This window comes from Marinobacter excellens LAMA 842, from assembly GCF_001574445.1.
GTDB lineage: Bacteria > Pseudomonadota > Gammaproteobacteria > Pseudomonadales > Oleiphilaceae > Marinobacter > Marinobacter shengliensis.
Genome location: NZ_LOCO01000005.1, coordinates 35,189 through 60,946, shown reverse-complemented (window position 1 = coordinate 60,946; position 25,758 = coordinate 35,189). Strand labels below are relative to the sequence as shown.

21 protein-coding genes are annotated in these 25,758 nt (G+C 59.9%); 13 read left to right on the top strand and 8 right to left on the bottom strand.

Features of this window, described 5'->3' with window-relative positions; genetic code table 11:
* Nucleotides 1-109: 109 nt before the first annotated feature.
* The 5 genes from J122_RS27225 to J122_RS27205 all read left to right on the top strand — a co-directional run bounded on the left by J122_RS27225 (nucleotide 110) and on the right by J122_RS27205 (nucleotide 4,991).
* Nucleotides 110-1,417 carry a cobyrinate a,c-diamide synthase gene (locus J122_RS27225; protein WP_061331223.1) on the top strand — a complete coding sequence of 436 codons (1,308 nt, stop codon included), beginning with the start codon at nucleotides 110-112 and terminating at the stop codon, nucleotides 1,415-1,417.
* A gap of 34 nt (nucleotides 1,418-1,451) precedes the next feature.
* On the top strand, nucleotides 1,452-2,063 hold the full coding sequence (cobO, locus tag J122_RS27220; RefSeq protein WP_061331222.1) for a cob(I)yrinic acid a,c-diamide adenosyltransferase: 612 nt from the start codon (nucleotides 1,452-1,454) through the stop codon (nucleotides 2,061-2,063).
* Nucleotides 2,064-3,533 carry a cobyric acid synthase gene (locus J122_RS27215; RefSeq protein WP_061331221.1) on the top strand — a complete coding sequence of 490 codons (1,470 nt, stop codon included), beginning with the start codon at nucleotides 2,064-2,066 and terminating at the stop codon, nucleotides 3,531-3,533.
* Nucleotides 3,530-4,231 carry a 5,6-dimethylbenzimidazole synthase gene (gene bluB, locus J122_RS27210; RefSeq protein WP_061331220.1) on the top strand — a complete coding sequence of 234 codons (702 nt, stop codon included), beginning with the start codon at nucleotides 3,530-3,532 and terminating at the stop codon, nucleotides 4,229-4,231. The genes J122_RS27215 and bluB overlap by 4 nt, the downstream gene beginning before the upstream one ends.
* A 91-nt stretch (nucleotides 4,232-4,322) precedes the next feature.
* Nucleotides 4,323-4,991, top strand: a complete 669-nt coding sequence (locus J122_RS27205) for a DNA-3-methyladenine glycosylase I (RefSeq protein ID WP_061331219.1) — start codon at nucleotides 4,323-4,325, stop codon at nucleotides 4,989-4,991.
* A 30-nt stretch (nucleotides 4,992-5,021) separates the two neighbouring features.
* Here J122_RS27205 and cobS read toward each other — a convergent pair whose 3' ends face one another.
* The 3 genes from cobS to J122_RS27190 all read right to left on the bottom strand — a co-directional run bounded on the left by cobS (nucleotide 5,022) and on the right by J122_RS27190 (nucleotide 7,984).
* A complete protein-coding gene (gene cobS, locus J122_RS27200; RefSeq protein WP_082780509.1) occupies nucleotides 5,022-5,783 on the bottom strand; it encodes an adenosylcobinamide-GDP ribazoletransferase in 762 nt (253 codons plus the stop codon).
* Between the two features lie 99 nt (nucleotides 5,784-5,882).
* Nucleotides 5,883-7,307 (bottom strand): ATP-binding protein, encoded by a 1,425-nt coding sequence (locus J122_RS27195; protein ID WP_061331217.1) that lies wholly within the window; start codon nucleotides 7,305-7,307, stop codon nucleotides 5,883-5,885.
* Complete coding sequence (locus J122_RS27190) at nucleotides 7,298-7,984, bottom strand: response regulator transcription factor (RefSeq protein WP_061331216.1); 687 nt, start codon at nucleotides 7,982-7,984, stop codon at nucleotides 7,298-7,300. The genes J122_RS27195 and J122_RS27190 overlap by 10 nt, the downstream gene beginning before the upstream one ends.
* A 157-nt stretch (nucleotides 7,985-8,141) precedes the next feature.
* On the opposite strand from J122_RS27190, the gene J122_RS27185 reads away from it, so the two are divergent.
* From J122_RS27185 to J122_RS27150, 8 genes are all read left to right on the top strand, one after another.
* Nucleotides 8,142-8,852 (top strand): thermostable hemolysin, encoded by a 711-nt coding sequence (locus tag J122_RS27185; RefSeq protein WP_197463806.1) that lies wholly within the window; start codon nucleotides 8,142-8,144, stop codon nucleotides 8,850-8,852.
* Nucleotides 8,836-11,043, top strand: coding sequence for an AMP-binding protein (locus tag J122_RS27180; protein ID WP_061331215.1), 2,208 nt, complete (start codon nucleotides 8,836-8,838; stop codon nucleotides 11,041-11,043). The genes J122_RS27185 and J122_RS27180 overlap by 17 nt, the downstream gene beginning before the upstream one ends.
* Complete coding sequence (locus J122_RS27175; RefSeq protein ID WP_061331214.1) at nucleotides 11,030-11,809, top strand: SDR family oxidoreductase; 780 nt, start codon at nucleotides 11,030-11,032, stop codon at nucleotides 11,807-11,809. Before J122_RS27180 ends, J122_RS27175 begins: the two co-directional genes overlap by 14 nt.
* Entirely contained in the window at nucleotides 11,809-12,429 is a 621-nt protein-coding gene (locus tag J122_RS27170; protein ID WP_061331213.1) for a tetratricopeptide repeat protein, read from the top strand. The genes J122_RS27175 and J122_RS27170 overlap by 1 nt, the downstream gene beginning before the upstream one ends.
* Before the next feature lie 79 nt (nucleotides 12,430-12,508).
* A complete protein-coding gene (locus tag J122_RS27165; protein ID WP_061331212.1) occupies nucleotides 12,509-14,023 on the top strand; it encodes a diguanylate cyclase in 1,515 nt (504 codons plus the stop codon).
* Nucleotides 14,024-14,108: 85 nt separating this feature from the next.
* Entirely contained in the window at nucleotides 14,109-14,975 is an 867-nt protein-coding gene (locus J122_RS27160; protein ID WP_061331211.1) for an MBL fold metallo-hydrolase, read from the top strand.
* Nucleotides 14,976-14,982: 7 nt separating this feature from the next.
* Nucleotides 14,983-16,704: a SulP family inorganic anion transporter gene (locus J122_RS27155; protein ID WP_061331210.1), complete on the top strand. Its 1,722-nt coding sequence runs from the start codon at nucleotides 14,983-14,985 to the stop codon at nucleotides 16,702-16,704.
* Nucleotides 16,705-16,791: 87 nt separating this feature from the next.
* Nucleotides 16,792-17,451, top strand: coding sequence for an energy-coupling factor ABC transporter permease (locus tag J122_RS27150; RefSeq protein ID WP_061331209.1), 660 nt, complete (start codon nucleotides 16,792-16,794; stop codon nucleotides 17,449-17,451).
* Nucleotides 17,452-17,458: 7 nt separating this feature from the next.
* Here the strand turns inward: J122_RS27150 and J122_RS27145 are convergent, their stop codons facing one another.
* From J122_RS27145 to gdhA, 5 genes are all read right to left on the bottom strand, one after another.
* Nucleotides 17,459-19,588, bottom strand: coding sequence for a putative bifunctional diguanylate cyclase/phosphodiesterase (locus J122_RS27145; protein ID WP_061331208.1), 2,130 nt, complete (start codon nucleotides 19,586-19,588; stop codon nucleotides 17,459-17,461).
* A 198-nt stretch (nucleotides 19,589-19,786) separates the two neighbouring features.
* Nucleotides 19,787-20,317 (bottom strand): response regulator transcription factor, encoded by a 531-nt coding sequence (locus J122_RS27140; RefSeq protein WP_061331207.1) that lies wholly within the window; start codon nucleotides 20,315-20,317, stop codon nucleotides 19,787-19,789.
* Nucleotides 20,314-21,585 (bottom strand): sensor histidine kinase, encoded by a 1,272-nt coding sequence (locus tag J122_RS27135; protein ID WP_061331206.1) that lies wholly within the window; start codon nucleotides 21,583-21,585, stop codon nucleotides 20,314-20,316. Before J122_RS27135 ends, J122_RS27140 begins: the two co-directional genes overlap by 4 nt.
* 63 nt (nucleotides 21,586-21,648) lie before the next feature.
* On the bottom strand, nucleotides 21,649-24,225 hold the full coding sequence (locus J122_RS27130) for a PEP/pyruvate-binding domain-containing protein (RefSeq protein WP_082780508.1): 2,577 nt from the start codon (nucleotides 24,223-24,225) through the stop codon (nucleotides 21,649-21,651).
* Between the two features lie 7 nt (nucleotides 24,226-24,232).
* Entirely contained in the window at nucleotides 24,233-25,582 is a 1,350-nt protein-coding gene (gene gdhA, locus J122_RS27125) for an NADP-specific glutamate dehydrogenase (RefSeq protein ID WP_061331205.1), read from the bottom strand.
* Between the last annotated feature and the right edge of the window lie 176 nt (nucleotides 25,583-25,758).

Below are 25,758 nucleotides of genomic sequence, written 5' to 3'. Positions count from 1 at the left end.
AGCAGGGATGCTGCAGTCAAGCGTACAGGGATGTATTTACAGCGTGTCCCGGAAAGCCCTGCTCCGCTGCCCGTCTGCACCAAATTCAGACGACAGGGAACAGCAACACATGCCAGACAACAAAATCCCCGCCGCCATGATCACCGCCCCGGGTTCCGGCCAGGGCAAATCCATGGTTACGGCTGCGCTGGCGCGCCTGCATCGGAATGCGGGCCGTAACGTCCGGGTGTTCAAGCATGGGCCGGATTACCTGGACCCCATGGTGCTGGAAGTCGCCTCCGGTAACCCGGTTTACCAATTGCACCCCTGGATGACCGGCGAGGACGAGTGTCGGTGGCGGCTGGCCGAGGCCGCCCAGAGCGCCGACCTGATCCTGGTGGAGGGCTCCATGGGCTTGTTTGATGGCAGCCCCAGTAGCGGCGACCTGGCCAAACTGGCAGGCATTCCGGCCCTGCCCGTGATTGATGCCAAGGGCATGGCTCAGACCTTCGGCGCGGTTGCCCTGGGCTTGGCGAGCTTTGATTCCGAACTCCCTGTTCATCAGGTAATTGCCAACAAGATTGGCAGTTCCTACCACGGCGAGCTGTTACGGGAGAGCCTGCCGGATGGCATCAGCCTTTTGGGCGCGATACCCCGAAACGATGCCATGAATATCCCGGACCGGCACCTTGGGCTGGTCCAGGCGGCAGAAATGGACGACCTCAGTGATCGGCTGGATAGAGCGGCCGAAGTCCTGACATCAGCGGGTCTGGATGTACTTCCCAAGCCCGTACCTTTTCATTTTCAAGCACCACCGAGGCCAGAAACGCTGCTGACCGGGCGCCGGATTGCCGTGGCCAGGGATGCGGCCTTCAGCTTTATCTACCGGGCCAACCTGGATCTTCTCACAGCCATGGGCGCTGAGCTGGTGTATTTTTCGCCCCTGCACGATTCGGAAGTACCGATGGCCGACGCGCTCTGGCTGCCGGGCGGCTATCCGGAACTGCATGCCCGGAGCTTGGCGGAAAACCAGCCTATGCAATTGTCGATCCGCGCCTTCCATCAGGCCGGTAAGCCCATTCTGGCAGAGTGTGGCGGGCTAATGGCCTGTGCCGAAGAACTGGCAGACAAAGACGGCACGGTGCATGGCCTGCTGGGCCTGGTACCCGGGCGCGCTACCATGGCTAACCGTTTGACCGCGCTGGGTCTGCAAAGTCTGGAGACCCAGCTGGGCGGGTTGCGGGGCCATACCTATCACCATTCCAGTCTTGAGACCCCTTGGCAACCTGCGGCCAGGGCGAAGAAGCAGGCCGGCTCTGACGGAGAGGCGGTGTATCGCCACCAGAATCTGGTGGCCAGCTATTTTCACGGCTACTTCCCGTCGTCGCCGGCGTTGGTTGCCGCGATCTTTCGCGGCGAGGAAATCCGGTTTTCCTGATGAATACAAATGCGTGAACCCAAGGAGAGTCATCATGCGTGAACGCGCCAAAGACCCCGAACGCCATGCCAAGCGCATGGCCGCCAAACAGAAAATCATGCAGGAACGTATCGCCCGCGCCCAGAAAGAACAGGGCGTATTGCTGGTGCTGACCGGCCCAGGTAAAGGCAAGAGCAGTTCCGGCTTCGGCATGGTCGCCCGGGCCCTGGGCCATGGTATGAAAGTGGGCATCGTCCAGTTTATCAAGGGCGCTTTCAGCACCGGCGAGGAAGCGTTCTTCCGGAGCCTGCCGAACGTGACCTACCACGTGATGGGACAGGGCTACACCTGGGACACCCAGAACCGGGAACAGGATGTGCAGAGTGCGACTGAAGCGTGGAATATCGCAGCTGACATGCTCAAAGACGACAGCTATGACCTGATTCTGCTGGACGAACTGAATATCGCGCTGAAGTACGACTACATCGATCTGGACCGGGTGCTGGATGACCTGCAGGCCCGGCCGGAGATGCAGCATGTGGTGGTCACCGGCCGTGGTGCTCCCCAGGAACTGATCGACCTGGCCGACACCGTGACCGAAATGGGTGTGGTCAAGCACGCCTTCAAGGATCAGGGCATCAAGGCCCAGAAGGGCGTGGAGCTGTAAATGCCCACCCTGATGGTGCAGGGCACCACCTCGGATGCTGGCAAGACCACGGTGGTGGCGGCCCTGTGCCGCTGGCTGGCGCGTCAGGGGGTGTCGGTGGCACCGTTCAAACCCCAGAACATGGCCCTGAACAGTGCGGTTACCGTGGATGGTGGCGAAATTGGCCGCTCCACGGCGTTGCAGGCACTGGCCTGTGGTCTGGAGCCCCACAGTGACATGAACCCGGTGTTGCTGAAGCCCCAGAGCGATTGCGGGGCCCAGGTGATATTAAGGGGCAAGGTTCATGGCAATATGGATGCCCTGGATTACCACGCCTACAAAGCTGAGGCGATGAATTCGGTGATGGCAAGCTGGCGGGCTCTGAGCACCCGCTTCGATGTGGTCATCGCCGAAGGCGCTGGTAGCCCGGCGGAAATCAACCTGCGGGCCAACGACATTGCCAACATGGGCTTCGCCGAGGCCGCCGATTGCCCGGTGTTGCTGGTAGGGGATATCGACAAAGGCGGGGTTTTCGCCCAGTTGGTGGGCACCCTGGCGTTGATCTCCGACAGTGAACAAGCCAGAACGGCCGGATTTATCATCAATCGGTTCCGGGGTGACATTGCGCTGTTGGAGCCCGGGCTGGACTGGCTGGCAGAACACACTGGCAAGCCGGTGTTCGGGGTCTTGCCCTACCTGCACGGGTTGGTGATAGATTCCGAAGACAGTGTCAGTGCCGCCGGTACCAGCGAGGCCTGCGCCTTGAAAGTGGTGGTGCCGGTACTGCCCAGGATCAGCAACCACAACGATTTTGATCCGTTGCGATTGCACCCGGGTGTAGACCTTGTTTTCGTTGGCCCGGATGAGACCATTCCGCCGGCAGATCTGATTATCCTGCCCGGCAGCAAAAGTACCCGCCACGACCTGCAGTGGCTGAAACAGCAGGGCTGGCCCGAGGCCATCCAGAAACACCTGCGCTATGGTGGCAAGCTGCTGGGTATCTGTGGCGGATTCCAGATGCTGGGACTTCGGGTGGAAGACCCGGACGGGCTGGAAGGCGAAGTTGGCAATACCGAGGGCCTGGCACTGTTCGAGATGGTCACCCGCATGGTGTCGGGTAAGCAGCTCAGACAAGTGACCGGTCGACTATCCCCCGAGGTTACTGAAAGTGGTGTTACGGCGACAATGACCGGCTATGAAATGCACAACGGAGTCACCGAGGGCTCAGCGCTGGCCAGGCCTTTTGCGGAGCTTGATGGTCGACCGGATGGTGCGGTCAGCGCCGACGGTCAGATGGCGGGCACCTATGTGCACGGTCTCTTTGATGAGCCTGCCGCCTGCGATGCCATTCTGTGCTGGGCCGGTCTAAATACACAGAATGCGCGGTCAGTGGACTATCAGAGTCACCGTCTGCAGCAGCTCGACCGCCTGGCAGATCAGGTGGAACAGTGCCTGGACACGGACCGGTTAAGGAGCCTGTTGCAGTTATGAGCAACCAGAACGACCCATTCACGGATGCCCAACGTGAGGGGCTCTACCGGGCCATCTTCGAGCGTCGGGATGTGCGCTCGCAGTTTTTGCCGGATGCCATTCCGGATGAGGTGCTGGCCCGTATTCTGAGGGCAGCCCACCATGCGCCGTCAGTGGGCTTCATGCAGCCCTGGGATTTCATCGTTGTCGACAGCCTGGCGGTGCGCGGGCAGGTGCTGGCCAGCTTCAACGAGGAAAACGGAAAAGCCTCGGAAAATTACACCGGCGAGCGACAGCAAACCTACCGGACACTCAAACTCCAGGGCATTCTGGAGAGTCCGATTAATCTATGCATTACCTGTGACCGGACCCGCGGCGGGCCCCATGTGCTCGGCCGTAACTCCATCATGGAAATGGATCTGTTCAGCACCTGCCTGTCGGTACAAAACCTGTGGCTGGCGGCGCGAGCAGAGGGTATTGGTGTGGGCTGGGTCAGTATTCTGGATCAGGGAATACTGTCTGACATCCTGCAGCTGCCAGATCACGTATACCCTCTTGCGTATCTGTGCCTGGGGTATGTCAGCGAGTTTCTGGAGCAGCCGGAGCTGCAGGCCAAAGGCTGGCGTTCACGGCTGCCGCTGGAAGAGCTGGTGCATGGTAATGGCTGGGGTCAGCCTCTTGAGCATCAGCGTCTGGCAAGTTACCTCGCCGGCAAGTGAAGGGCACCGAAAAAGAACATGATCGTTTTCCTCACAGGTCCTGAATTGGGTACGATCAGACTCGATTTGGGGCTTCTGGTCAGGAGGTGAAATGAAATTTTCCGAGCTCTACCAGCAGGCACTGGCCCGCAAAGGCGGCGAACAGGCCCTGAAATCCATGCTGCCACCGGTCACCGAGAAGCAGCGCCTGGCCAAGATCAGCGACGACCGTTACCTTTCCGAGATCACCCGGTGCATTTTCAAGGCCGGGTTTGTCTGGCGGGTGATCGAGAATAAATGGCCGGATTTTGAGGCGGCGTTCGAAGGGTTTGTGCCCGCCTACTGGCAGCAGGTCCCGCCGGAAGTCCTGGAGCGGCTGGCAACAGACGAGCGGATTGTTCGTAACATGCAGAAGATCCGCACGGTTCCGGAGAATGCCCGGATGATCATGGATGTGGCGAAAGATCATGGTAGCTTTGGCCGGTTTCTGGCGCAGTGGCCGTCAACCGATCAGGTGGGGCTGCTGCTGTACCTGAAACGCAATGGCGAGCGTCTGGGGGGTAATTCCGCCCAGTATTTCCTGCGCCGGGTGGGGTGGGATGGCTTTATCCTGTCTCACGATGTGGTGACCGCACTGACCCGTGCAGGCATTCTGGATGCGTCTCCTGCCAGCAAGAAAGGGCTCACCCAGGCCCAGGAGGCATTTAATCGCTGGCATGAAGAAACCGGGATGCCCATCAGTCAGCTTTCCCGGATAGTGTCATTCACGGTGGATAACTGAGCATTGCCCAGAATCAATGACCGCCTGAGACTACAGAAACAGCAATAGCACCAGTTCACTTAAGACGACGGCCGCGCCCAGGGTATCGCCTGTATAGCCGCCAAGCTGCCTGCGCAGATAGCCTCCCCAGAGCAGGGCAGCCAGAAGTACGGCAGTGACGGTCGCGGGAATAAGCAACGGCTGCCAGAGTGATAACCCCGCTGTAAGCAACATTACAAAGCCGGCCGCCGCCAACAACCGGCTGCGGGAGAAACCGTCCGCCACCGGTTTGGATTTGCTTTTGTCAGGATCGGTGACATAGGGCAGGCAAGCCATCAACACCAGGGGTGTCAGGCGGGAAACCGCAGGTGACACCAGCAACGCGAGCCAGATCAATTGGGCATCGGCCAGCAGGGCCACTTTTAGCAGCAAGGCCATCACCAGCGCCACCGTGCCATAGGTACCAATGCGGCTGTCCTTCATGATCGCCAGCCGTTTTTCTAAGGTATAACCCCCGCCGAGAGCGTCAACACTGTCCGCCAGACCGTCCTCGTGAAAAGCTCCGGTGATAAACAGGTGCAGAATAACCACCAGGATAATGGCGACCACTGGGCTGGCGATCAGTGAAAACAGAAAGAAGGCGGCGCAATAGACCAATCCGAGCAGAAGGCCCACTAGGGGAAAATAGGTGCTGCTCTGATTCATGAGGCGCTGGGAGTAGTCAATCCGCACGAGCATGGGGATGCGTGTAAGGAAGCCGATAGCCAGCCAGAAGGCTTGCCATTCATGGGCAACGCGTGACCTAAGGGGCAAAGGGCGCCTCCATGTTTGAGCCAAAGCGCCATTGTACTTTAGAGCGCCATGAAGTGCTGCCTTGTACGGACGTTTGCTGGTCGGGAGAAAGTGACAGAGTCAGGACGGCGTGTGAATGAGGTCGCTTGAGGCAGGCAGCCAAACGTGTACACAGAGTCCGGGGTGTCCATCTGCTCTATCTAACAGCGTCAACTGGCCGCCATGGAGTTCAGCAATACGTCGGGCAATCGCCAGGCCCAAGCCCGCTCCGCCACCTGCGCGTTGATCCAGTCTTACAAACCTGCTCAGAGCGCGCTCCCGCTCCTTTGAGGGTATGCCTGGTCCCTGGTCGCATACCGAAATGGCATAACCTTCGCCCGCCGGCACCAGCTGGATGGAAATCACGGTATGTGCTGGGCTGTACTGGATGGCATTAGCCAGCACGGTACGCATCAGGGTGTTGATCAACGTGCTGTGGCATCGAACCAGGCCATTGCCGCTGGTTTTATCATCCAGTTCCGGCTCGATGTGCTTTTTCAGGGCCAGCGGGGCAATATCCGCGATGCTCTGTTCCAGCAATTCTGGCAGGTTGTGAATGTCCGGCATTGAGTCGGTGCCCGCGTCTACCCGGCTCAGTAGCAACATCTGTTCTACCAGGTGAACCATCCTGTCCACGGCACCGATCAGTTCGCTGAATTGTTCGGGGTTTTGCTCGCAGGCTTTTTCCAGGTTCAGCCGAAGCACGGTCAGCGGTGTGCGTAGCTCGTGGGCGGCGTCGGCGGAGAACCGGCGCTCACGCTCCAGTGCCTGGTTTAGCCGTTTCAGCAAACCGTTGACGGCCTGAACCAGCCCGGCAACTTCCTTGGGAGCCTGCCGGTCGTCCAGGGGGTGGATGCGTTCCGGGGCCATGTTGCGAACGGGCTTTTCCAGCCGGCGCAGGGGGCGGAAACTGATCTGTATGGCGGCTATTACCGCTAATGCCAGCAATGGCAGGGCCAGCAATAGAGGCAGGATATTGCCCAGCGCCAACTCCTGGCTCAGTTCTTCGCGGATATCCTCACGTTGCGCGGCGCGTATCCAGAATCCGGTGTCCGGGTCCTGCAGGGTAAAGGTGCGCCACCGATAACCGGTAGATTCGGCCCAGGTATAGCCGGGTGTAAGGCCTAAAGAATCGTCGGCATTCAAGGTGTCCAGCAACGGGGAGCCTCCGGGAGTCCAAACCTCAAAAGCCAGTTTTTTCTCGTACTTGTGGCCGGCTCCATCCGGCAGGATCTCATCCCGGTCTGACTCAAGCTCTGCTTCGGTCAGGCCAAGCCCGGGAAGCTGCAGGGTTTCTTCAAGGGTGTCAGAAAGCTGTTCCAGTGATTGGCTGTCGGCCAGGTGCCGGATCAGCCCCTGCACGATCCGGGTGCTTTGGGCCAGCTCCGCGTCGAACAGTTCTTCCAACTCGTGGTTACTCTCAACATAGCTCCAGCCGGCGGCGATCAGGGCGATCAGCAGCACGGCGGATGTAACCAGCAGAGTCAAGGTACGGGTCAGAGACATGCGGGCTCCGCGGCGGCCTGGCTGTCGAGTAGGTAGCCTACACCCCGTACGGTTCGGATGGCTGCCTTGCCAATCCGTCGGCGCAGATGATGGATATGCACCTCCAGGGCATTGCTCTCCGCCCCCGCCTCCCAGCCGTAAAGCTGTTCCTCCAGCCGGCGCCGGGTAGCCACCTGGTCCGGGTTGCGCATCAGGTAATGCAGAATCTGGAACTCGCTGCGGGGCAAGGTGATGGATTCGCCGTCAACGATCAAATGGCCGTTCTCCGGATTCAGGGTCAGGCGCCCTACCGTCAGCCCCGTGGAGGGGCTGGTTGCGGCACCACGGCGGGTCACCGCTCGAATCCGGGCTTTCAGTTCGGCCATGGCGAAGGGTTTGGTCAGGTAGTCATCGGCCCCGGCGTCGAGTCCCTGGAGCTTTTCGTTCAGATCTGCCCGTGCAGTGAGGATGATGACCGGGGTTTGGTTACCCTGCTGGCGGATGTTCCGGACAATGTCCAGGCCGTCCATCCGCGGCAGGGTCAGGTCCAGAATGGCCAAGTCAAAGTGTTCCTGCAGCAGGGCATTCAGGGCCTGCTGGCCATCATCCAGCCAGTCCACCGTGTTCTGGTCTTCCCGCAGCATATTGAGCATGGTGCGGGCAAGGGAGTGGTCATCTTCCACCAACAGTATGCGCATTCACGAGCCCCGTTCTGATATCTGAAAACGAGTTTGCCACAGAAACCTTAAGCCGAGCTTAAGAATTCTTGCGTGTCGTCTTAAGGGAGGTTTAAGGCTCTGACAATACTCTGACAGTTGTAACCCATGGGCCTTGCCCGGCTGTTGGAGAACCCCGATGACTGACCCGCTGACGATGTCCACCTGCTGCCCGCCAGACTCCCCGGAAGTTTTGCCCGTGCTGCGTTGTGCCGGCCGCTGGTTCAGCGAAATCACACCGCACAGTGCCATGGCAGCAACGGTGGCGGCGTTTATCCGTCGCCGTTTTCTGCAGGCCTACGGAGCCGAGCCGAATTTGCGAATTCCCTCCCTGCTTGCGCTGACCACGGCTCAGGGCAGCCTGATGGCGGCGGTGGGTGTACGTAATGCCGGCGACGACACACTGTTCCTGGAGGATTACCTGTCGGTGCCAGTACAAACGCTGATGCCCGAACTCGGCACCGAACGCCGCCGCATTGCCGAAATTGCCCACCTGGCCGGGGTGGAAGCCGGCGTCAGCCGTTATCTGTTTGCTTCTCTTTCGGTGTGGCTGGATGCGGCGGGCTATGACTGGGTGGTGTGCACCGGCACCGACCAGCTGCGCAACAGCTTTCATCGCCTGGGTATTGCTACCCAGGTGCTGGCAGATGCCGACCCTTCAAGGCTGCCGGATGGCGGTGCGGGCTGGGGCCGCTACTACGACCACCACCCGGTAGTGATGACCATTCGCGTGGCCGATGGCATGTCGGCGCTTCGTGAAGCCGGACTTTTGAAACTGGTGCAGCCGGTTGCAGCGGCTGAGGTCGAGCATCAGACGGATTTGGGAGGTGCCTATGGTCGCCTTGCCTGAGCTGTTGTACCGGCGCGTACAGCAGTATCCGGATCACATCGCCCTGCGCGGGCCGGATGACGAATTAACCTACCAGCAGATGTGGCTCGCGGCTCAGGCTGTGTCTGAACAGCTGCGGAATCTGGGCGTCAAACGCATCGGGCTGTGTGGCGACAACACGCCGGCCTGGGTGGTGGCCGATCTCGCCTGCCTGATGGCAGGGGTGGTGTGTGTGCCGGTGCCGGTGTTTTTTTCCAGCAGCCAGACTGAGCACCTGATCCAGCGGGCCGGGCTGGATGCCCTGCTATTCAGCGCTGAGGCAGAACACGCGGAGACCATTGGACAGGGAGTCTGGCTGCGCCGTTTGTCGGTTTTTCCGGGAGCCGCCTGGATGCCGGAGCAAACCGCAAAGATCACCTTCACCTCCGGCAGCACCGGCACGCCGAAGGGCGTATGCCTGTCTGCCGGGCAAATGGTCGCTACCGCGTGTGCCCTGCAGCAACGGCTCGAGGGTGTGGATCTGCAGAAGCACCTGTGCATCCTGCCGCTGGCCACCCTGCTGGAAAACATTGCCGGGGTTTACCTGCCCTTGCTGATAGGCGCCACAGTGACGGTTATGCCGCTGAAAACCCTGGGCATGACCGGCAGCAGCGGGTTGGACGTGGGCCAGCTTGCCCTCGCCCTTAACCGGTTTCAGCCGCATTCAGTGATTCTGGTGCCAGAGCTTGCGATGGCGCTGGTCAATGCCGCTGAGCAGGGCCAATTGTTGGCTGGCGGTTTCCGCTTCCTGGCTGTTGGTGGCGGCCGGGTATCGACGGATTTGCTGGCTCGGGGCCGGGCGGCTGGTTTGCCGCTGTACGAAGGCTATGGCTTGTCTGAGTGTGGCTCGGTGGTGGCGCTGAATGCGCCGGGTTGCGAGTGCGAGGGCACCGTAGGCCTGCCGCTGAATCACGTGCAGGTTCGTGTGGATAGCGACCAGCGGATTCTGGTGCAGGGCAATACCCACCTGGGTTACCTGGGAGATGAGCCGGAGCATGATGGCTGGTTGGACACCGGCGATCTTGGAGCCACAGGCCCGGGCGGATTCCTGGGCGTTAACGGCCGGGCCAAGAACCTGATCATTACCAGTTTCGGCCGTAACATCAGCCCGGAATGGCTGGAAAGCGAGCTGATACAGGCCGTGGGCGCTACCCAGGCCGTGGTGTTCGGTGACGGAGAGCCCCAGCCCCTGGCCCTGTTGGTCATCCGGGATGGTCGTAGCCCCGAGGCTGTGCGTCAGGCCCTGGCGCAGCTCAATGCCGGATTGCCCGACTATGCCCGCCTGCAGGCGGTATACCTGCGCCGGCAACCGCTCACTCAGGCCGAAGGGCATATCACCGCCAACGGCCGCCCGGTGCGGCACCAGATTCAGGCCGACCTGCCCATGCTTTTGGCGGAAGGCTTCCCCCTGTTCATGAACCTCTCGGCGCCATCAAGCGCCTCTTCACAACCCGTAACTACCCAGTTTTCAACGCCAGGAGACTCCAACATGGCATTTTTTGACCGACTGCAATCCGAAACCGAACAGGCCCGGGCCCATGTCACTGGAGCCCCGGTGATTCAGGCTATCCGTGAGGGTCGCTTTGATCTTGACGGATACACCTGGTTCCTGACACAGGCCTACCACCACGTCAAACACACGGTACCGCTGATGATGGCCTGCGGTGGCCGGCTGCCCGAGCGGCTGGAGTTCGTGCGTAAGGCGCTGGTGGAATACATCGAGGAAGAATACGGCCACCATGAGTGGATCCTCAACGATCTTGAAGCCTGCGGTGAAGACAAGGAAACCATTCGCGATGGCCAGCCCGATACCTCCATCGAGTTGATGGTGGCCTACCTGTATGACCGCATCCAGCGGGGTAACCCGGCGGCGTTTTTTGGCATGGTTCAGGTACTGGAAGGCACTTCCATTGAGCTGGCCACGCCGCTGGGTGAAGCCGTCCAGAAGCAGCTGGGCCTGCCGGACCAGGCGTTTAGCTACCTATACTCCCACGGCGCCCTGGACCAGGAACACTTCGAGTTCTTCCGCAACCTGATGAACGACATCACCGACCCGGACGACCAACAGGCCATTATTGAGGCTGCACGCATGGTGTACCGCCTGTACGGCGATATGCTGCACAGCATTCCGCTGCCGGCACGTGGCAAGGAGCAGCGCCATGAGGCTGCATGACCGTACCTTTTTGCTGCTGGGCGGCACCGGCGGCATTGGCCAGGCCCTGATCGGGCCGCTGGTGGAATGCGGTGCCCGGGTGATCGTCGCTACCCGGCATCCGGAGCGGCTGGAAAAGCGTGCGGGCGTTTCTCCGGTGCACCTGGAGCTGGCCAGCCCGAAGCTGGATCAACAGCTGCAACAGTTGAGCAAGGTGTATCCCGATATTGATGGGGTGATTCATTGCGCCGGCCAGAACCGGTTTGCGGCGCTGGATACCATGGCGGTCAGTGACCTGGATGCCCAGCTTATGGTCAACCTGCGTTCCGCCATGCTGGTGGCCCGGCATTTTGCGCCTCGTTTCCGCAAAGCAGGGATGGGCGCGCTGGTGTTTGTCGGCTCCACCTTTGGCAGTATCGGATTTCCCGGCTACACCGCCTATTGCGCCAGCAAGTTCGGCCTGCGCGGCTTCAGCGAAGCCCTGCGCCGGGAGCTGGCGGATACCCCGGTACAGGTGGTGTATGTGGCGCCCAGAGCCACCGCCACAGCCATGAACCCGGCGCCGGTGAACGAGCTGAACCGTGCCCTGGGCAATGCCATGGACGCACCGGAAGCCGTCGCAGCCCAGATTCTTCAAGCCATGGAAAAAGATGAGCGCCGGCGTTTTCTAGGCTGGCCGGAAAAACTGTTTGTGGTACTCAACGGCATCCTGCCGAAGATTGTGGATAAAGCCATGTTGAAACAACTGCCGGTAATCCGGCGCTTTCTGGATTCAGGAGTGGTGTGATGAAGTGGATGATTCTGGTGCTGGTCTCTGTGGCGGCTATGCCACTGTGGGCGCAGGATGTTGAAATTGAGCTGGCGCAAATCCAGCAGCGCTGGGCTGAAATTCAATATCAGGTTCAGGACAGGGACAAAGAGAAAGCATTCGAGAAGCTGGCCGCTGAGGCCGAAGCCTTTGTTGGCCGCTACCCGGGCCGTGCCGAACCGCTGATCTGGCAGGGTATTGTGCTCAGCACCTACGCCGGTGCCAAAGGCGGCCTCGGCGCCCTCGGGCTGGTAAAGCAAGCCCGGGCCTCACTGGAAGCGGCCCTCGACATCGACCCGGAGGCGTTGGATGGCTCCGCTTACACGTCGCTCGGCAGTCTGTACTATCAGGTGCCGGGCTGGCCGCTGGGGTTCGGGGATGATGGCAAGGCGCGGAAGTACCTGCAAAAGTCGCTGGCCATCAATCCCGACGGTATTGATGCCAATTACTTCTTCGGGGATTTTCTGCTGGATCAGGGCGAGCCCCAACGTGCCCGTATTTATCTTGAAAAAGTGTTGGCGGCACCCGACAGGCCAGGCCGCGCGGTGGCTGACCAGGGGCGCCGGGCAGAGGCGCAGGCTCGCCTGAATAATCTGTGATTGCTGGTCGCCGCGCCTGTCTGGCTGGGCTACACTCGTCATTACGTAAGAGTGCAAATGCTAGGGAGACAGGTCATTCATGGCGAGCAATTATGGGGCAGGCCAGCCAGACCGAATGCCGGCTCATTTCTTCCGGAAATTGGCATCAGGAGTTCCGGGAATCCTGTTTACCTATTGGCTCAGCCCGGATGGTCAGTCCCACCGTTACCCCTATGTCAGTGATCAGGTACAGGACCTGTTCGGCATTGAACCCGCCCTGCTTAACGAAGACGCCAGAGCAGTATTCTCGGTAATTCACCCGGAGGACGCGACCGGGGTGGCCAACAGTATTGTGCACTCGGCGCAGACTCTGGAGCCCTGGTGTTACCGGGCGCGTCTGAAGTTGCTGGATGGCCAGTATCAGTGGTTTGAGGCCCATTCGGTGCCGGAGCGCCAACCCGATGGCAGTACCATCTGGTATGGTCAGTTCCACAACATCCAGCACTACAAAGAACTGGAGCAGATCCTGCGGGACAGCGAAGCGGAGTTCCAGTTTCAGGCGGGTTTTCAGAAGCTGATTGCCCGGTTGTCCGGAGAATTTATCCAGCTCGGATTTGGTTCGATCGACGAGTGCATCGACGAGTTACTCCGCTCCATTGGTGGTTTTTTTGGCATTGATCGAGCCTATGTCTATGGGTTTTCGCAAGATCACCTGACGATGACCAATACCCACGAATGGTGTGCGCCGGGGGTGGCTTCCCTGATGGCGGATCAGCAAAGCGTGGCCATTCAGGAATTCCAGTGGTGGCAAGCGCAAATCAACGCGATGAAAAATCTGAATCAGGTGGTTTTTATCGAAGACGTCAAGCGGTTGCCGCCCGAGGCCAACAACGAGCGTGCCCTGTTGGAGTCGCAGGGCGTGAGTTCCATGTTCTGCGTCCCAATCTGGATACGTGGCCAGGTCATGGGCTTTTTTGGCGTTGATTCGTTATCGCATCGATCTTGGCGGCAGGATATGGCAGACCTTCTGATCATTGTCTCCGGGCTTTTGTCCGGTGCCCTTGAGCGCAATCGTCTGGAGGAAGATTTGCTGAACCAGTCGATTCGTGACCCTCTCACCGGCCTTCACAACCGTCGCTACTTAATGCCCAGGCTGGATGAGGTGCTGGCTACCTGCAGTCGTCATGGTGAACGTTTTTGCCTGGCGATGTTTGACATCGATCATTTTAAACGGATTAACGATAACCTGGGCCACCTGGCCGGGGACCAGGTGTTGGTGCGATTTGCCGAACTGCTTCTCGCGAACACGCGGAATACCGATGTGGTTTCCCGATACGGTGGCGAGGAATTTCTCGTAGTTTTCACCGAATTGGCGGATGCGAATGTTCAGCCATTGGTGGAGCGAATCATGCACGCCGTCAGGGCGGAAAAGTTTGTGATTGGTGGTGAGACTTTCGGGATCACGGTAAGTGCTGGTTCTGTCTGTGTGGCGGAGCTTACCGAGGAACCGGTCAGCCCCCACGCATTGATTGGGCTTGCGGACCAGCGGTTGTACCAGGCCAAGCAGGGTGGTCGGGACTGCCTGGTCGATGCATCGGGATTATCACGCATATAAGGAAACAGCATTTCACCTCATATATCCATTTGGTATATTCTTAGATCATAAGATTAGTGATCGGCAGATCTCAGAGGTGAATACCATGACACAGCCCATCGTTCAGCATTTTTTCGACGAGCCCACCAACACGTTCAGTTACGTGGTGCGTGACCCTGACAGCCAGGCTTGCGCCATCCTCGATTCCGTGCTGGATTTCGACTACGCCGCAGGCCGTACCGACGTGCGTTCGGCTGACGACATTATTCAGTACGTTCGCGCCAACAACCTGACCGTAGAGTGGATTCTGGAAACCCACGTGCACGCCGATCATCTTTCGGCTGCCCCGTACTTGCACGAGAAACTGGGTGGCAAGACAGGTATTGGCGCGAAAATCGTCGATGTTCAGGAAATCTTTGGCAAAGCGTTCAATGCCGGCACGGAGTTCGCTCGTGACGGCAGCCAGTTTGACCAGCTGTTCGAAGAGGGAGATACCTTCGCCATCGGCAACCTTGAAGGTCGGGTTTTGCATACCCCGGGCCACACTCCCGCTTGCCTGACCTATGTGATTGGCGACGCCGCTTTCGTTGGCGACACCCTGTTTATGCCGGATTACGGCACCGCTCGCTGCGACTTCCCGGGTGGTGATGCCCGTACCCTGTACCGGTCAATCCAGAAGGTACTGTCGTTGCCGGCCGAGACCCGGATTTTCCTGTGCCACGATTACAAGGCGCCTGGTCGCGATGAGTACCATCACATGACCACGGTCGCGGAACAGCGCGAGGCCAACGTGCATGTGCATGAGGGAATTTCAGAGGACGAATTTGTCAGAATGCGCACCGAGCGTGATGCCACTCTGGACATGCCCCGGCTCATCCTGCCTTCGGTGCAGGTGAACATGCGCGCCGGTCACATGCCGCCGGCTGAGGATAACGGCCAGGTGTACCTGAAAGTTCCGGTTAACCGGTTCTGAGCCCGGCATGAACCTCAAACATTACCTGCCTGTTCTGCAATGGGCGCCAAAGTACAGCCGTGATCAGGCGACCAGTGATCTGGTCGCGGCGGTGATTGTGACCGTCATGCTGATTCCCCAGTCGCTGGCTTACGCTTTGCTGGCGGGGTTGCCGGCGCAGGTCGGGCTGTACGCCAGTATTCTGCCGCTGGTGGTGTATGCGGTGTTCGGCACCAGCAGGACCTTGTCGGTGGGCCCGGTGGCGGTGGTCTCGTTGATGACGGCGGCGGCCCTGGCGCCGCTGGCGGACATGGGAACACCGGAGTACATTGCCGGTGCCGTATTGATTGCGGTGATGTCCGGCCTGATGCTGACGGTGATGGGCATCCTGCGGCTTGGCTTCCTGGCGAATTTCCTCAGCCATCCGGTCATCTCCGGTTTTATTACGGCCTCGGGTATCGTGATTGCGGCGAGTCAGCTCAAACACGTGTTTGGAATCCAGGCCTCGGGCCATAACCTGTGGGAAATTGCGGGCTCCTTGCTGGCATCCCTGCCGGAAACCAACATACCTACCTTGCTGGTGGGGGTTGGCGCGCTGGCATTCCTGCTGTGGTCCCGAGAATTTCTGAAGCCATTGCTGGTCCGGCTGGGCCTGGCCAACAGAAGCGCAGATATCATCACCAAAACCGCTCCGATTCTGGCGGTGGTGGTGACCACGCTGATTGCCTGGTGGCTGAATCTGGACGAAAAAGGCGTTCGCCTGGTGGGCGAGGTTCCGGCAGGATTGCCCTCATTTACCATGCCCACACTGGATATGGCGATCTGGTCGCAGTTGGCGGTCAGTGCCCTGCTGATCAGTGTGGTTGGGTTTGTGGAATCGGTGTCGGTGGGCCAGACCCTGGCGGCGAAACGGCGCCAGAGAATCGATCCGGATCAGGAGTTGATCGGCCTGGGCACTGCGAACCTGGGCTCCGGGCTCTCCGGTGGGATGCCGGTGACCGGAGGCTTTTCCCGTTCGGTGGTGAACTTTGATGCCGGCGCGGAAACTCCGGCGGCCGGTGCTTATACGGCGGTCGGCATTGCCCTGGCCACGTTGTTCCTGACCCCGGCCATCGCCTGGCTGCCCCAGGCCACGTTGGCGGCCACGATCATCGTGGCGGTTGCCACGCTGATCGACCTGCCAGCGCTGGGCCGCACCTTCCGGTATTCACGGACGGATTTCGGCGCCATGCTGGCAACCATTGTGCTGACTCTGGTTCACAGCGTTGAGGCGGGAATCATTGCCGGTGTTGCCCTGTCGATCGGTCTGTTTCTGTACCGCACCAGCCGACCCCACAGTGCCGTGGTGGGCCGGGTGCCGGGCACTGAACACTTCCGGAACATTCTGCGCCACGACGTGGAACTGTGCCCGAAAGTGACCTTTTTGCGGGTGGATGAAAGCCTCTACTTTGCCAATGCCCGCTTCCTTGAAGAGCGAGTGATGGATCTGGTCACCCGGGAACCGGAGCTGACCGACCTGGTGCTGGTCTGCCCGGCGGTGAACCTGGTGGATGCGTCGGCCCTGGAGAGCCTGGAAGCCATCAATGAGCGGCTGACCGATGCCGGGGTGCGGTTGCACCTGTCGGAGGTGAAAGGCCCGGTGATGGACCGGCTGAAGGGTACCGAGCTTATCCGGCACCTCGGTGGTAACGTCTATCTGAGCACTTATGAGGCCTGGCAGTCCCTGACCGGGCGTACTGCCCTGGAGTGACCGGGGTCAAGTGATCCCATTGACCGGCCGGGGGGTATCAGTAAACACTGCCCCGCGCATCCGATGCTTTGGTAACCGGTGACTTTGATGGGAATGACAGAAAATCTGCTTTCAACCAGCCAGTGGTTGCTGACCGCGTCGATTTTTGTGCTGGTGTTGCTGGCAGCTTTGCGCTCAGTGGATTGGCAGGCGCTGAGGAAAGATAACGCCACCCAGCACTCGCTGTTTGGTGCGGCGGTGGTGTTGGGCTTTGTCTGGCAGTTACGGGCGGGCATCTCGCCCGGGCTGGCTATCCACATTTTTGGCATCACCGTGATCACCCTGATGCTTGGCTGGGCGTTGGCCGTTATCAGCGGTCTGTTAGCGCTGGTGATCACCGTTATTACCGGCCGCGAGCCTCTGGTGATGTTTGCCGCCAACGGCCTGGTGACGGTGATGGTGCCGGCTCTGGTTACCCACGCCATCATGCTGTGGGAGCGGCGCAGGGATTTCCGCAACTTCTTTGCCTACATTTTCTTTTGCGGTTTTTTTGGTGCCGGGCTGTCGGTGGCCGCAGCCGGTGTTCTGATGTGTCTGATGCTGTGGTCCAGCGGCGTTTATACCTTCGAGACCCTGGTGCACGAATACCTGCGCTACCTGCCACTGTTCATGATTCCGGAAGGCTTTGTGAACGGCGTTTTTGTGACCGGCCTGATGGTGTTTCACCCAGACCGGCTCAGCACCCTGGATCAGCGACGATACCGGTAACGCCCGGTCAGATGCCTCCGCCCTGGACGGAGGTTTGTTCATGTTTGCCCAGGCTGTGATGTCGGCTCACCTGATCGCGCCACTGTGCCAGCCAGGGCAGCAAGGCCTTCGCTTGCATTGGGCGGGCGATGCCATAACCCTGAATCAGATTGCACCCCATGTCCCTCAAGGCGCGAGCATGTTCCATGGTTTCCACGCCTTCAGCAAGAACCGGGTGGTCGAAGCGTTGCGCAAGGAAAATCACGCTCTCCACAATCGCGCGGTCACTGGCATCGGTGAGCATGTTGCGGACGAAACTTTGGTCGATCTTGATCACATCCACCGGCAGGGTGCGCAGGTAAGTTAATGACGAGAAACCGGTACCGAAGTCGTCCAGTGCCACCTGTAACCCCAGGGACTGGCAGCGAGCCAACACATTGCTCGCGCGCTTGGTGTCTTCCAGCGCGGTGGATTCCAGAACCTCCAGGGTGATTTGCCCGGGGCGCACATCCGGATGGCTGTGCAAGTAGCTTTCCAGGTAATCGGCAAAACTGCGGTCCATCAGGTGAGGTGCGCTGATGTTGATGCTGACGGCGAGCGATTCGTCCGCCTCATGCCACAGATTCATCTGATGGATGGCTTCCTTGAGTACCCACTGGCCCAGCGGAATCTCCAGATGGCTGTTGGCGACAGCTGGCAAGAACTCACCGGGGCCAAGCATTCCTTTGTCCGGATGATTCCAGCGAATCAGCGCCTCAAACGCGATCACCTGGTAGTCGACCATCCGAACCTGGGGCTGGAAATAGAGTTCAAACTCTTCGTTCTCCAGCGCCTGGGAAATCTGCATCAGTTGGTCCCGGCGCTGCCGACGATGAGCGTCCAGGCCCGGGTCGAAGATGTGGAACTGGTTTCGGCCTTTCTCCTTGGCGGCATACATGGCCTGGTCTGCGTGGCGAATCAGGCCCTCTGCATCGGTGTCGTCATCCGGATAGAGTGTAACGCCCAGGCTGGCGGTAAGGGAGATGGTCTGGTTGGCGATCTGCAGGGGCTCGCTGACACTGGAGAGAATGCGGGAATACACCGGTTCGGCGTTGTCGCTCTGCAGCAACAGCACGAACTCATCGCCGCCGATGCGGGCGATGGTGTCGCCACTGCGCAGGGCGCGGGTCAGGCGCTCGGCGGTTGCCCGCAGCGCCTGGTCGCCGATGTCATGGCCCAGCTGGTCGTTAATGGTTTTAAAGCCATCCAGGTCCAGGTAGCAGATGGACAGCACCCGCTTCTGACGGTCCGCGTGGGTGCGGGCCGAGCGAAGACGCTCTTCCAACAGTTGCCGGTTGGGCAGCCCGGTCAGCTCGTCATAGTTGGCGGCGCGGTCCAGTTCCTTAGCATGATTTTTCAGAGCAGTGATATCTGAGAACGCGGCCACATGGTAGAAACGCCCCGGCTCTTCAAGGTGAACGCGGCTGATCGACAGCAGCTCTGCATATTCTTCCCCGCTTTTCCGGCGGTTCCAGATTTCGCCTCGCCAGTGATCGGTCTTCTCAATCGACGTCCACATGGACTGGTAGTATTCGCGGGAGTGGCGACCGGAGCTGAGGATGGAAGGATTCAATCCAAGTACTTCCGGGCGACTGTATCCGGTGATACGGGAGAAAGCCGGGTTGACGTCGATAATCCGATTGAAGTGATCAGTAATGACAATGGCTTCGTGGCTCCGATCAAACACGCTGGCGGCGATGCGCAGGCCGCGTTCACTATTCTTCCGGTCGGATATATTGGTCTGAATGACTACGAAGCCGGGCTCGACACCCTCGCTTTCGCCAACAGGCATACAGTAGGTGTGTACCCAGTAGGGCGTGCCATCCGCCGAATAATTGAGAACGTCTTCCTCGAACACTTCGCCACGGAACAGGTGTTGGCGAATACGGCGGACGGTCTCGGTGTCGGTGTCCGGCCCGTAGAGGAGTTCGCCGGGGTTCTTTCCAACTATGGTGTCGAGGTGAAAGCCGGTATGACGTTCGAAAGCGGCATTCACCCATTCGATGCGACCACCAGCATCCAGAATGAGCACCAGATTGCGGGTGGCAGAGGCCACCAGTGCCAGGCGCTTGGGGTCAATATCCGGTGATGTATTGTTGGAATCAGGGGCATTCGACATGTGTCGGGTGTTCCGGGTAACGGTGGCTTGGGTGTTTCTCTCCTCCCTGTGAGAGGGTGTGTCCGTTTATTGCAATCTCACAACGGGGCACGATGCTAGCCTATCTGGCCCGTTAAGACATTGGACCAAAGCGGTGTATGGTTGACGGAAGTCAATTTTCGGAAACATTCCTTGGCGGTGTCAGGCGGCAAGGACGTATCAGCGCCAGCGGGAGTGTTTTTGCAATTTGCGTTGCAGGGTCCGCCGGTGCATGTTCAGGGCCCGGGCGGTGGCGGAAATGTTGCCATCGTGTTCGTTCAGCACGCGCTGGATGTGTTCCCATTCCATTTCTTCCACAGACGGCGGTTCGGGCCTCAGGTCCGGTGGTGCGTCCAGCGGTTCAAAGCCATTCATCAACTGGTTCACGGTAACCGGCTTGCACAGGTAGTTGGCGGCGCCGCGGCGCATGGCTTCCACCGCCGTGGCAATACTGCCGTAACCAGTCAGCACCAGTACGTCCAGATCTGGCTTCTGCTCGAGAAGTTCCGGCAACAGTTGCAGGCCACTTTCCCCGGCCAGGTTGAGATCCAGAACACACCGGTTCACCGGCCTGGCACGGATGGCCTCCAGAGCGCTGTCAGCATCGCTGGCGCAGAGTGTTTCGATGCCCTGGCGAGACAGGGATCGGGCCAGCACCTGGAGAAACGCCTGGTCATCGTCGACCAGCAGCCAGAGTTCCTGAGTCGTCATGGTTGTATCTCCCCGCCTAGGGGCTGGGAAACCGGTAAATCGATCACCATGGTGGTGCCTGTTTCACTGGCCTTGGCCCGGAGATTGCCGCCAAGCCTCTGGATCGTGGCATTGGAAAGGAACAACCCAACCCCAAGACCATGGTGGGAGTCGACAATGTCCTCACCCGGCGTGCCCTGCAGAGCCGTTTCCAGGCCGTCACCCTGGTCCTCGACAACCACCTCCACCCGACCGGATTCCGACAACTGACTTCTGACGGCGACCCAGGACGGGCTCGCTGTCAGGGCATTTGCCAGCAGGTTGAGCACCGCCTGGTCCAGAGTGGCATCCACGGCCACCGAGACGTCGGGGTGGGCGCCTGGCCATTGAATCGGCCCTGACGGCCATAACAGCGTGGCCGACTCCCTCAGCCTGGCGAGCCAGTCTTTGACCGTCAGTATTTCCAGTTGCGCTGTGCGGGCTTCAATCGCCGCCTTGGTTAGTTGCTGCAAATGCTGGCTGCACAGGTTCAACTGCTGACCCATCAGGTCGAGATCTTCCGTCAGAGCCACGGAGGCCTGGCCTTCGGTGTGGGAACGGATTTCGTCCAGTAACAGGGTCATGGTATTCAGCGGGGTACCTAGCCGGTGGGCAACGGCGGCCGAAGACAGACCGAGGGCGATGATCTGTTCATCCCGCAAACGGTTTTCCCGGAATTGCGAAAGCTGGGACTGTTGCAGTCTTAGCCTGCGGGATAGGGTGCCAACCACCAGTAGCAGAATGGCGGCGGTCAGGGCAAAGGTCACCCACATGCCCACCAGATGCAGCCTGGCCAGGTCTGCCGAGTGGTGATCATGCATAACCGGGGTGTGCCAGAGCACCAGCGCTGTATACACCGCAACGCCGGTGACGGTAAGGACAATGCTCTGGCGGCTGGGGACCAGAATGATGGCGACGGCAATGGGCAGCAGCAGCAAGGACACCAGGGGGTTGGTGTAGCCGCCGGTGAAATACAGCCACCAGCCGATCAGGAACAGATCTGTGGCCAGGGTCAGGCTGACCGGTGCGAACGTTTCGGGGGGCCTACGGCTGAACCACAGCCAGGCCAGCGTGGCCAGAACGGCATAAAGCAGGCTGAGGATCAGGGCCTCGGCCCGGTGGGCCAGTGTTACGGTGGTTTCGGCAACAGCGATCGCGACCAGTTGCGTGGCAATAATGGCCAGCCGCATACCCAGAAGATAACGGGCAGCCTGGCGAAAACCGGTTTGAGAGTGTGTGAGCCATTCCATAGACGGCATTCTAGCAGCATGCCATCGGCCATGGTGGTGAAAACGGCGTTTGTTTGCGACGGGTCAATCGGTGAAATAACAGACCAGTTGCTGGCGCACCACATCACCGGTCAGTTGCAGGTGTTGCGCCTGCAGATCATGCACCTGAACCGCACGGTTGACCGCAGATTCGGTGCTGGTGGGCGTCGGGGCCCCGGGCAGGCGTTCAGGGTGATATCGGCAATGCTGGATGTCGGGAAACAGCGCCGCGTAGGCGATGCCGGTTTCTACCAGGTCCTGGAAAAAGTGAGAACCGTAGGACAGGTCTGGCACCATCTCGCCGGCCTTTTCTGAGACCTCGACCAGGGCGGCGACCCCGGCAATGTCCGCAAAGCGAACCGGAACGCCAAGATCCGGGCTGCTGGTGCCCCAGCGGCCCGGGCCGATCAGCAGGGTGGGCACACCGGATGCGCGGACAGCTTCGCCGACACGGCGGGCAACGTCATAGCGCTGGCTGGTGGACAGCCCGGCGTAGACCGACGCGTCGACCCGGATCACCCGTTCGATGGCCAGGTTGATGTTGCCGCCCATGAAGTGGCCCTGGGTTCTGAACAGTAGCTTACGCTCAGGCAAGTCGCCGGGCAGAGCCACCGGCCCGGTCTCGCCGATGGTCGCCAGCGGGCGGCATTGCACCAGGTTGAAGGCGGGGTTGCCCTGTTGGTCCAGGTGCAGGGTGAATTCCACATCCACCGGGTGCCGGTAGCCCGCTTCCAGGGTTTGCAGCAGATGCGACAGCCGGCTGATAAACGGAGTGCGCTGCACCAAAGGGCGGAAGGTCAGCCGCCACACCGGGCCTTGCAAGCCAATCTGCTCGGCCCGGGTACTGGCCGCCCGATCCACCTCGGCCAGGTGATCCATGGGCAGATCGTTGGTGGTTTCCAGCAACTGGCTCAGGGGCCGGGTGTCGAGCTTTCCATCCTGTAGGTCCAGCAAATCCACCAGGTGCTGGGAATACCGGTAGCTTTCGTCCTGGTTGCGGAACGGCTGGCGCATGGGATGGTCCAGCGCCATCACGCAGGCGTGATCGCCTTCAATGCGGTCAACCGCCCGGGTGCCCAGGCCCATCACCAGCCGGACCATCCCCGCTTCCGGGTCCATGCTGCTGTCCCAGGCGAAGGTGTTGCGCGACACCCCTACCCCGGCGGCATCGGGCAGGTAATAGCGACCATGAAACCGCCCGTTGACCCGCTGGATCAGCAGCGCCATGGGCTCTTCCCGCTGGTCCAGGCCCCGCTGTTTGCGGTACACCAGGGCATCTTCACTCATGGATGACGCGTACACCTGGCGGATTGCGTCTTCCAGTGCCGACAGCCGTTGTTCCGGTGCCCCCTGGTTGACCAGGAACACGCTGTCGTATTTACCGGCAAAAGCATTGCCAAAGCCGTCTTCCTGCAGGCTCGACGAGCGCACCAGGATAGGGTACTGGCCGTAATGGTCCAGCAGTCGCTCCAGCTCGGCCTGTATCTCGTGGGGAAACTTGCCGGCCAGGATCGCGGCTCTGAGCGCGGGCGCCTCACTCAGGTAACCCTCCCCGGAGCGTTGCCGCATGATCGCCGGCCAGAGCCCGTTATGGACCAGGAAAGCGTAATAGGCGTCGGTGCCCAGATAACTGGAATCGTGGGGCTCCAGCTGGCTTTGCCATGGCTCGGTGGCGTCTTTTAACAGAATGTTGCGGGCAATCAGCATGCCGGTGGCCTTGCCGCCGATATAGCCGCTGCCGACCAGGCGGCTGCGAATGCCCAGCAGGTCCTCCAGCGACAGGTAACGCCGTGCCAGTTCCAGTATCCGGGAATCGCGGCTGATCATTACCTGCAGTACTTGCTCCTGCAGGTCGTCGATACAGTCGGTGTCCTGGTCGGACAAAGCCCTGCTGGCTTCCTGGAACAATCGGTCCCAATAGTCCAGCAGGGGCTGGCGGTGCAGGTGTTCAAGCTCCAGGCTGGCTTGCAGTCGGGTGGCATCACTGCTGTCGGTTATGGGTTGAAACTGTCCATCATGCTCCCGGTGCGGCAGAAACATGGTGGGCGATTGCCGCCGCCAGGCCTTGATCGGATGAATCTGCACGTCATCGCCGTGGCGATGCACATCAATCATCACCTGGGTGGTCTGGCGAATCCGGTCCAGGGTCATCCGGGAGTGTCTTTCCGGGTGCAGGGCAAACCAGGCCACGGTGTCCAGTTCAAACAGAAACGGGCACACCACCCGGAAGAAATTACCGACCATGGCATCGGTTGCCCAGGCGTTGAGCAGCTCGCTCAGGCTGTCGCAGACATAAAAGGCGCCACGGCCATGCTGTTCGATCAGGTGCCAGACTCGACTGGTAAAGCTTTCAAAGCCACCGAGGGCGTCGATGGTGATGGTTCGAACCGACGGGTGGTCCCGGATAATCGGGGCATGGTCACCAAAGCGAAGGTAGATAATCTGCCGGCCGGCGTCAGAAGCGGCGTCTACGAAGGGAAGAACAAATCGGCGATAGTCGTCCAGGTCGGAAACCCGCCAGACCACGTTATCGCCGATTCGAAGGCCATCCAGAACCTCATCCAGCCCACTCAGGCCGGTGGAAACCCGGTCATCAGGCTGGAGAGGTTCGTTGCTGATCATGGCCGGATCAGATCACACCCATGGCGTTCATCGCCTTGGCAACGCGCAGGAAGCCATTGATATTGGCGCCCAGCACGTAGTTGCCCTCGGCACCGAACTCGGCGGCGGTCTCGTAGCAGTTCTTGTGGATATCGATCATGATCTCCTCAAGGCGCTTCTGGGTGTAATCGAAGGTCCAGGAGTCGCGGCTGGCGTTCTGCTGCATTTCCAGGGCGGACGTGGCAACACCGCCGGCGTTGGCGGCCTTGCCAGGGCCATAGGCAATCTTGGCATCCTGAAACACGATAATGCCTTCAGGCGTGGTCGGCATATTGGCGCCTTCGGCCACGGCAACACAGCCGTTTTCGACCAGCATCTTGGCGTCTTTGCCGTTCAGCTCGTTCTGGGTTGCGCAGGGCAGCGCCACATCGCAAGGCACGCTCCAGATGTTGCCGTCTTCCACATACTTGGCGTCTTTGTGGTATTCAGTGTAGGCGCTGATCCGGCGACGCTCCACTTCCTTGATGCGCTTCAGGGTCTGCAGGTCGATGCCCTTCTCATGGACGATCATGCCCTGGGAATCGGAGCAGGCAATGACCTTGGCGCCCAGCTCGTGGGCTTTCTCGATGGCGTAAATGGCCACGTTGCCGGAACCGGAAACCACCACGGTTTTGCCTTCCAGCGAGTCACCACGGGCTTTCAGCATTTCGTGGGTGAAGAACACCGTGCCGTAACCGGTGGCTTCAGTACGGGCGCGGCTGCCGCCCCAGTCCAGGCCCTTGCCGGTAAACACGCCGGACTCGTAACGGTTGGTGATGCGCTTGTACTGGCCGAACAGGTAACCGATTTCACGACCACCTACGCCGATATCGCCGGCAGGTACGTCGGTGTACTCGCCCAGGTGGCGGTACAGCTCGGTCATCATGCTCTGGCAGAAACGCATGATTTCGTCGTCGGACTTGCCCTTGGGGTCAAAGTCACTGCCGCCTTTACCGCCGCCAATGGGCAGGCCGGTCAGGGCGTTCTTGAAAATCTGTTCAAAGCCCAGGAACTTGATGATGCCGAGGTACACGGACGGGTGGAAGCGCATGCCACCTTTATAGGGCCCCAGGGCGCTGTTGAATTCGACGCGGAAGGCGCGGTTGATATGAATCTCGCCGCTGTCGTCCTGCCAGGGCACACGGAAGATGATCTGGCGCTCGGGCTCACAGATACGCTGGATGATCTTCTTGTCGGCAAACTCCGGGTACTTCACCAGAACCGGCCCGAGGGTTTCCAGAACTTCGTGAACCGCCTGGTGGAATTCACTCTCACCCGGGTTGCGGTGCAGCACGTCCTGGAAAATCGGTTCGAGTTTTTCGTCGAGTTTAACTGTCATGGCAAGGCCCTCGGAATACGCGTATTGAAAACCGCAAAAATGCGGATGCCCAAAAAAAGGGCAGTGATTGCACCACATTGGCGCGTTAGTTGGCAAGTCGGTCGCGCAAAATTTATTCACCCTTTGCCTTCCGGGATACCTCCTTCGGGGTGCGGCATTGTGTCTCAAGCCAGCAA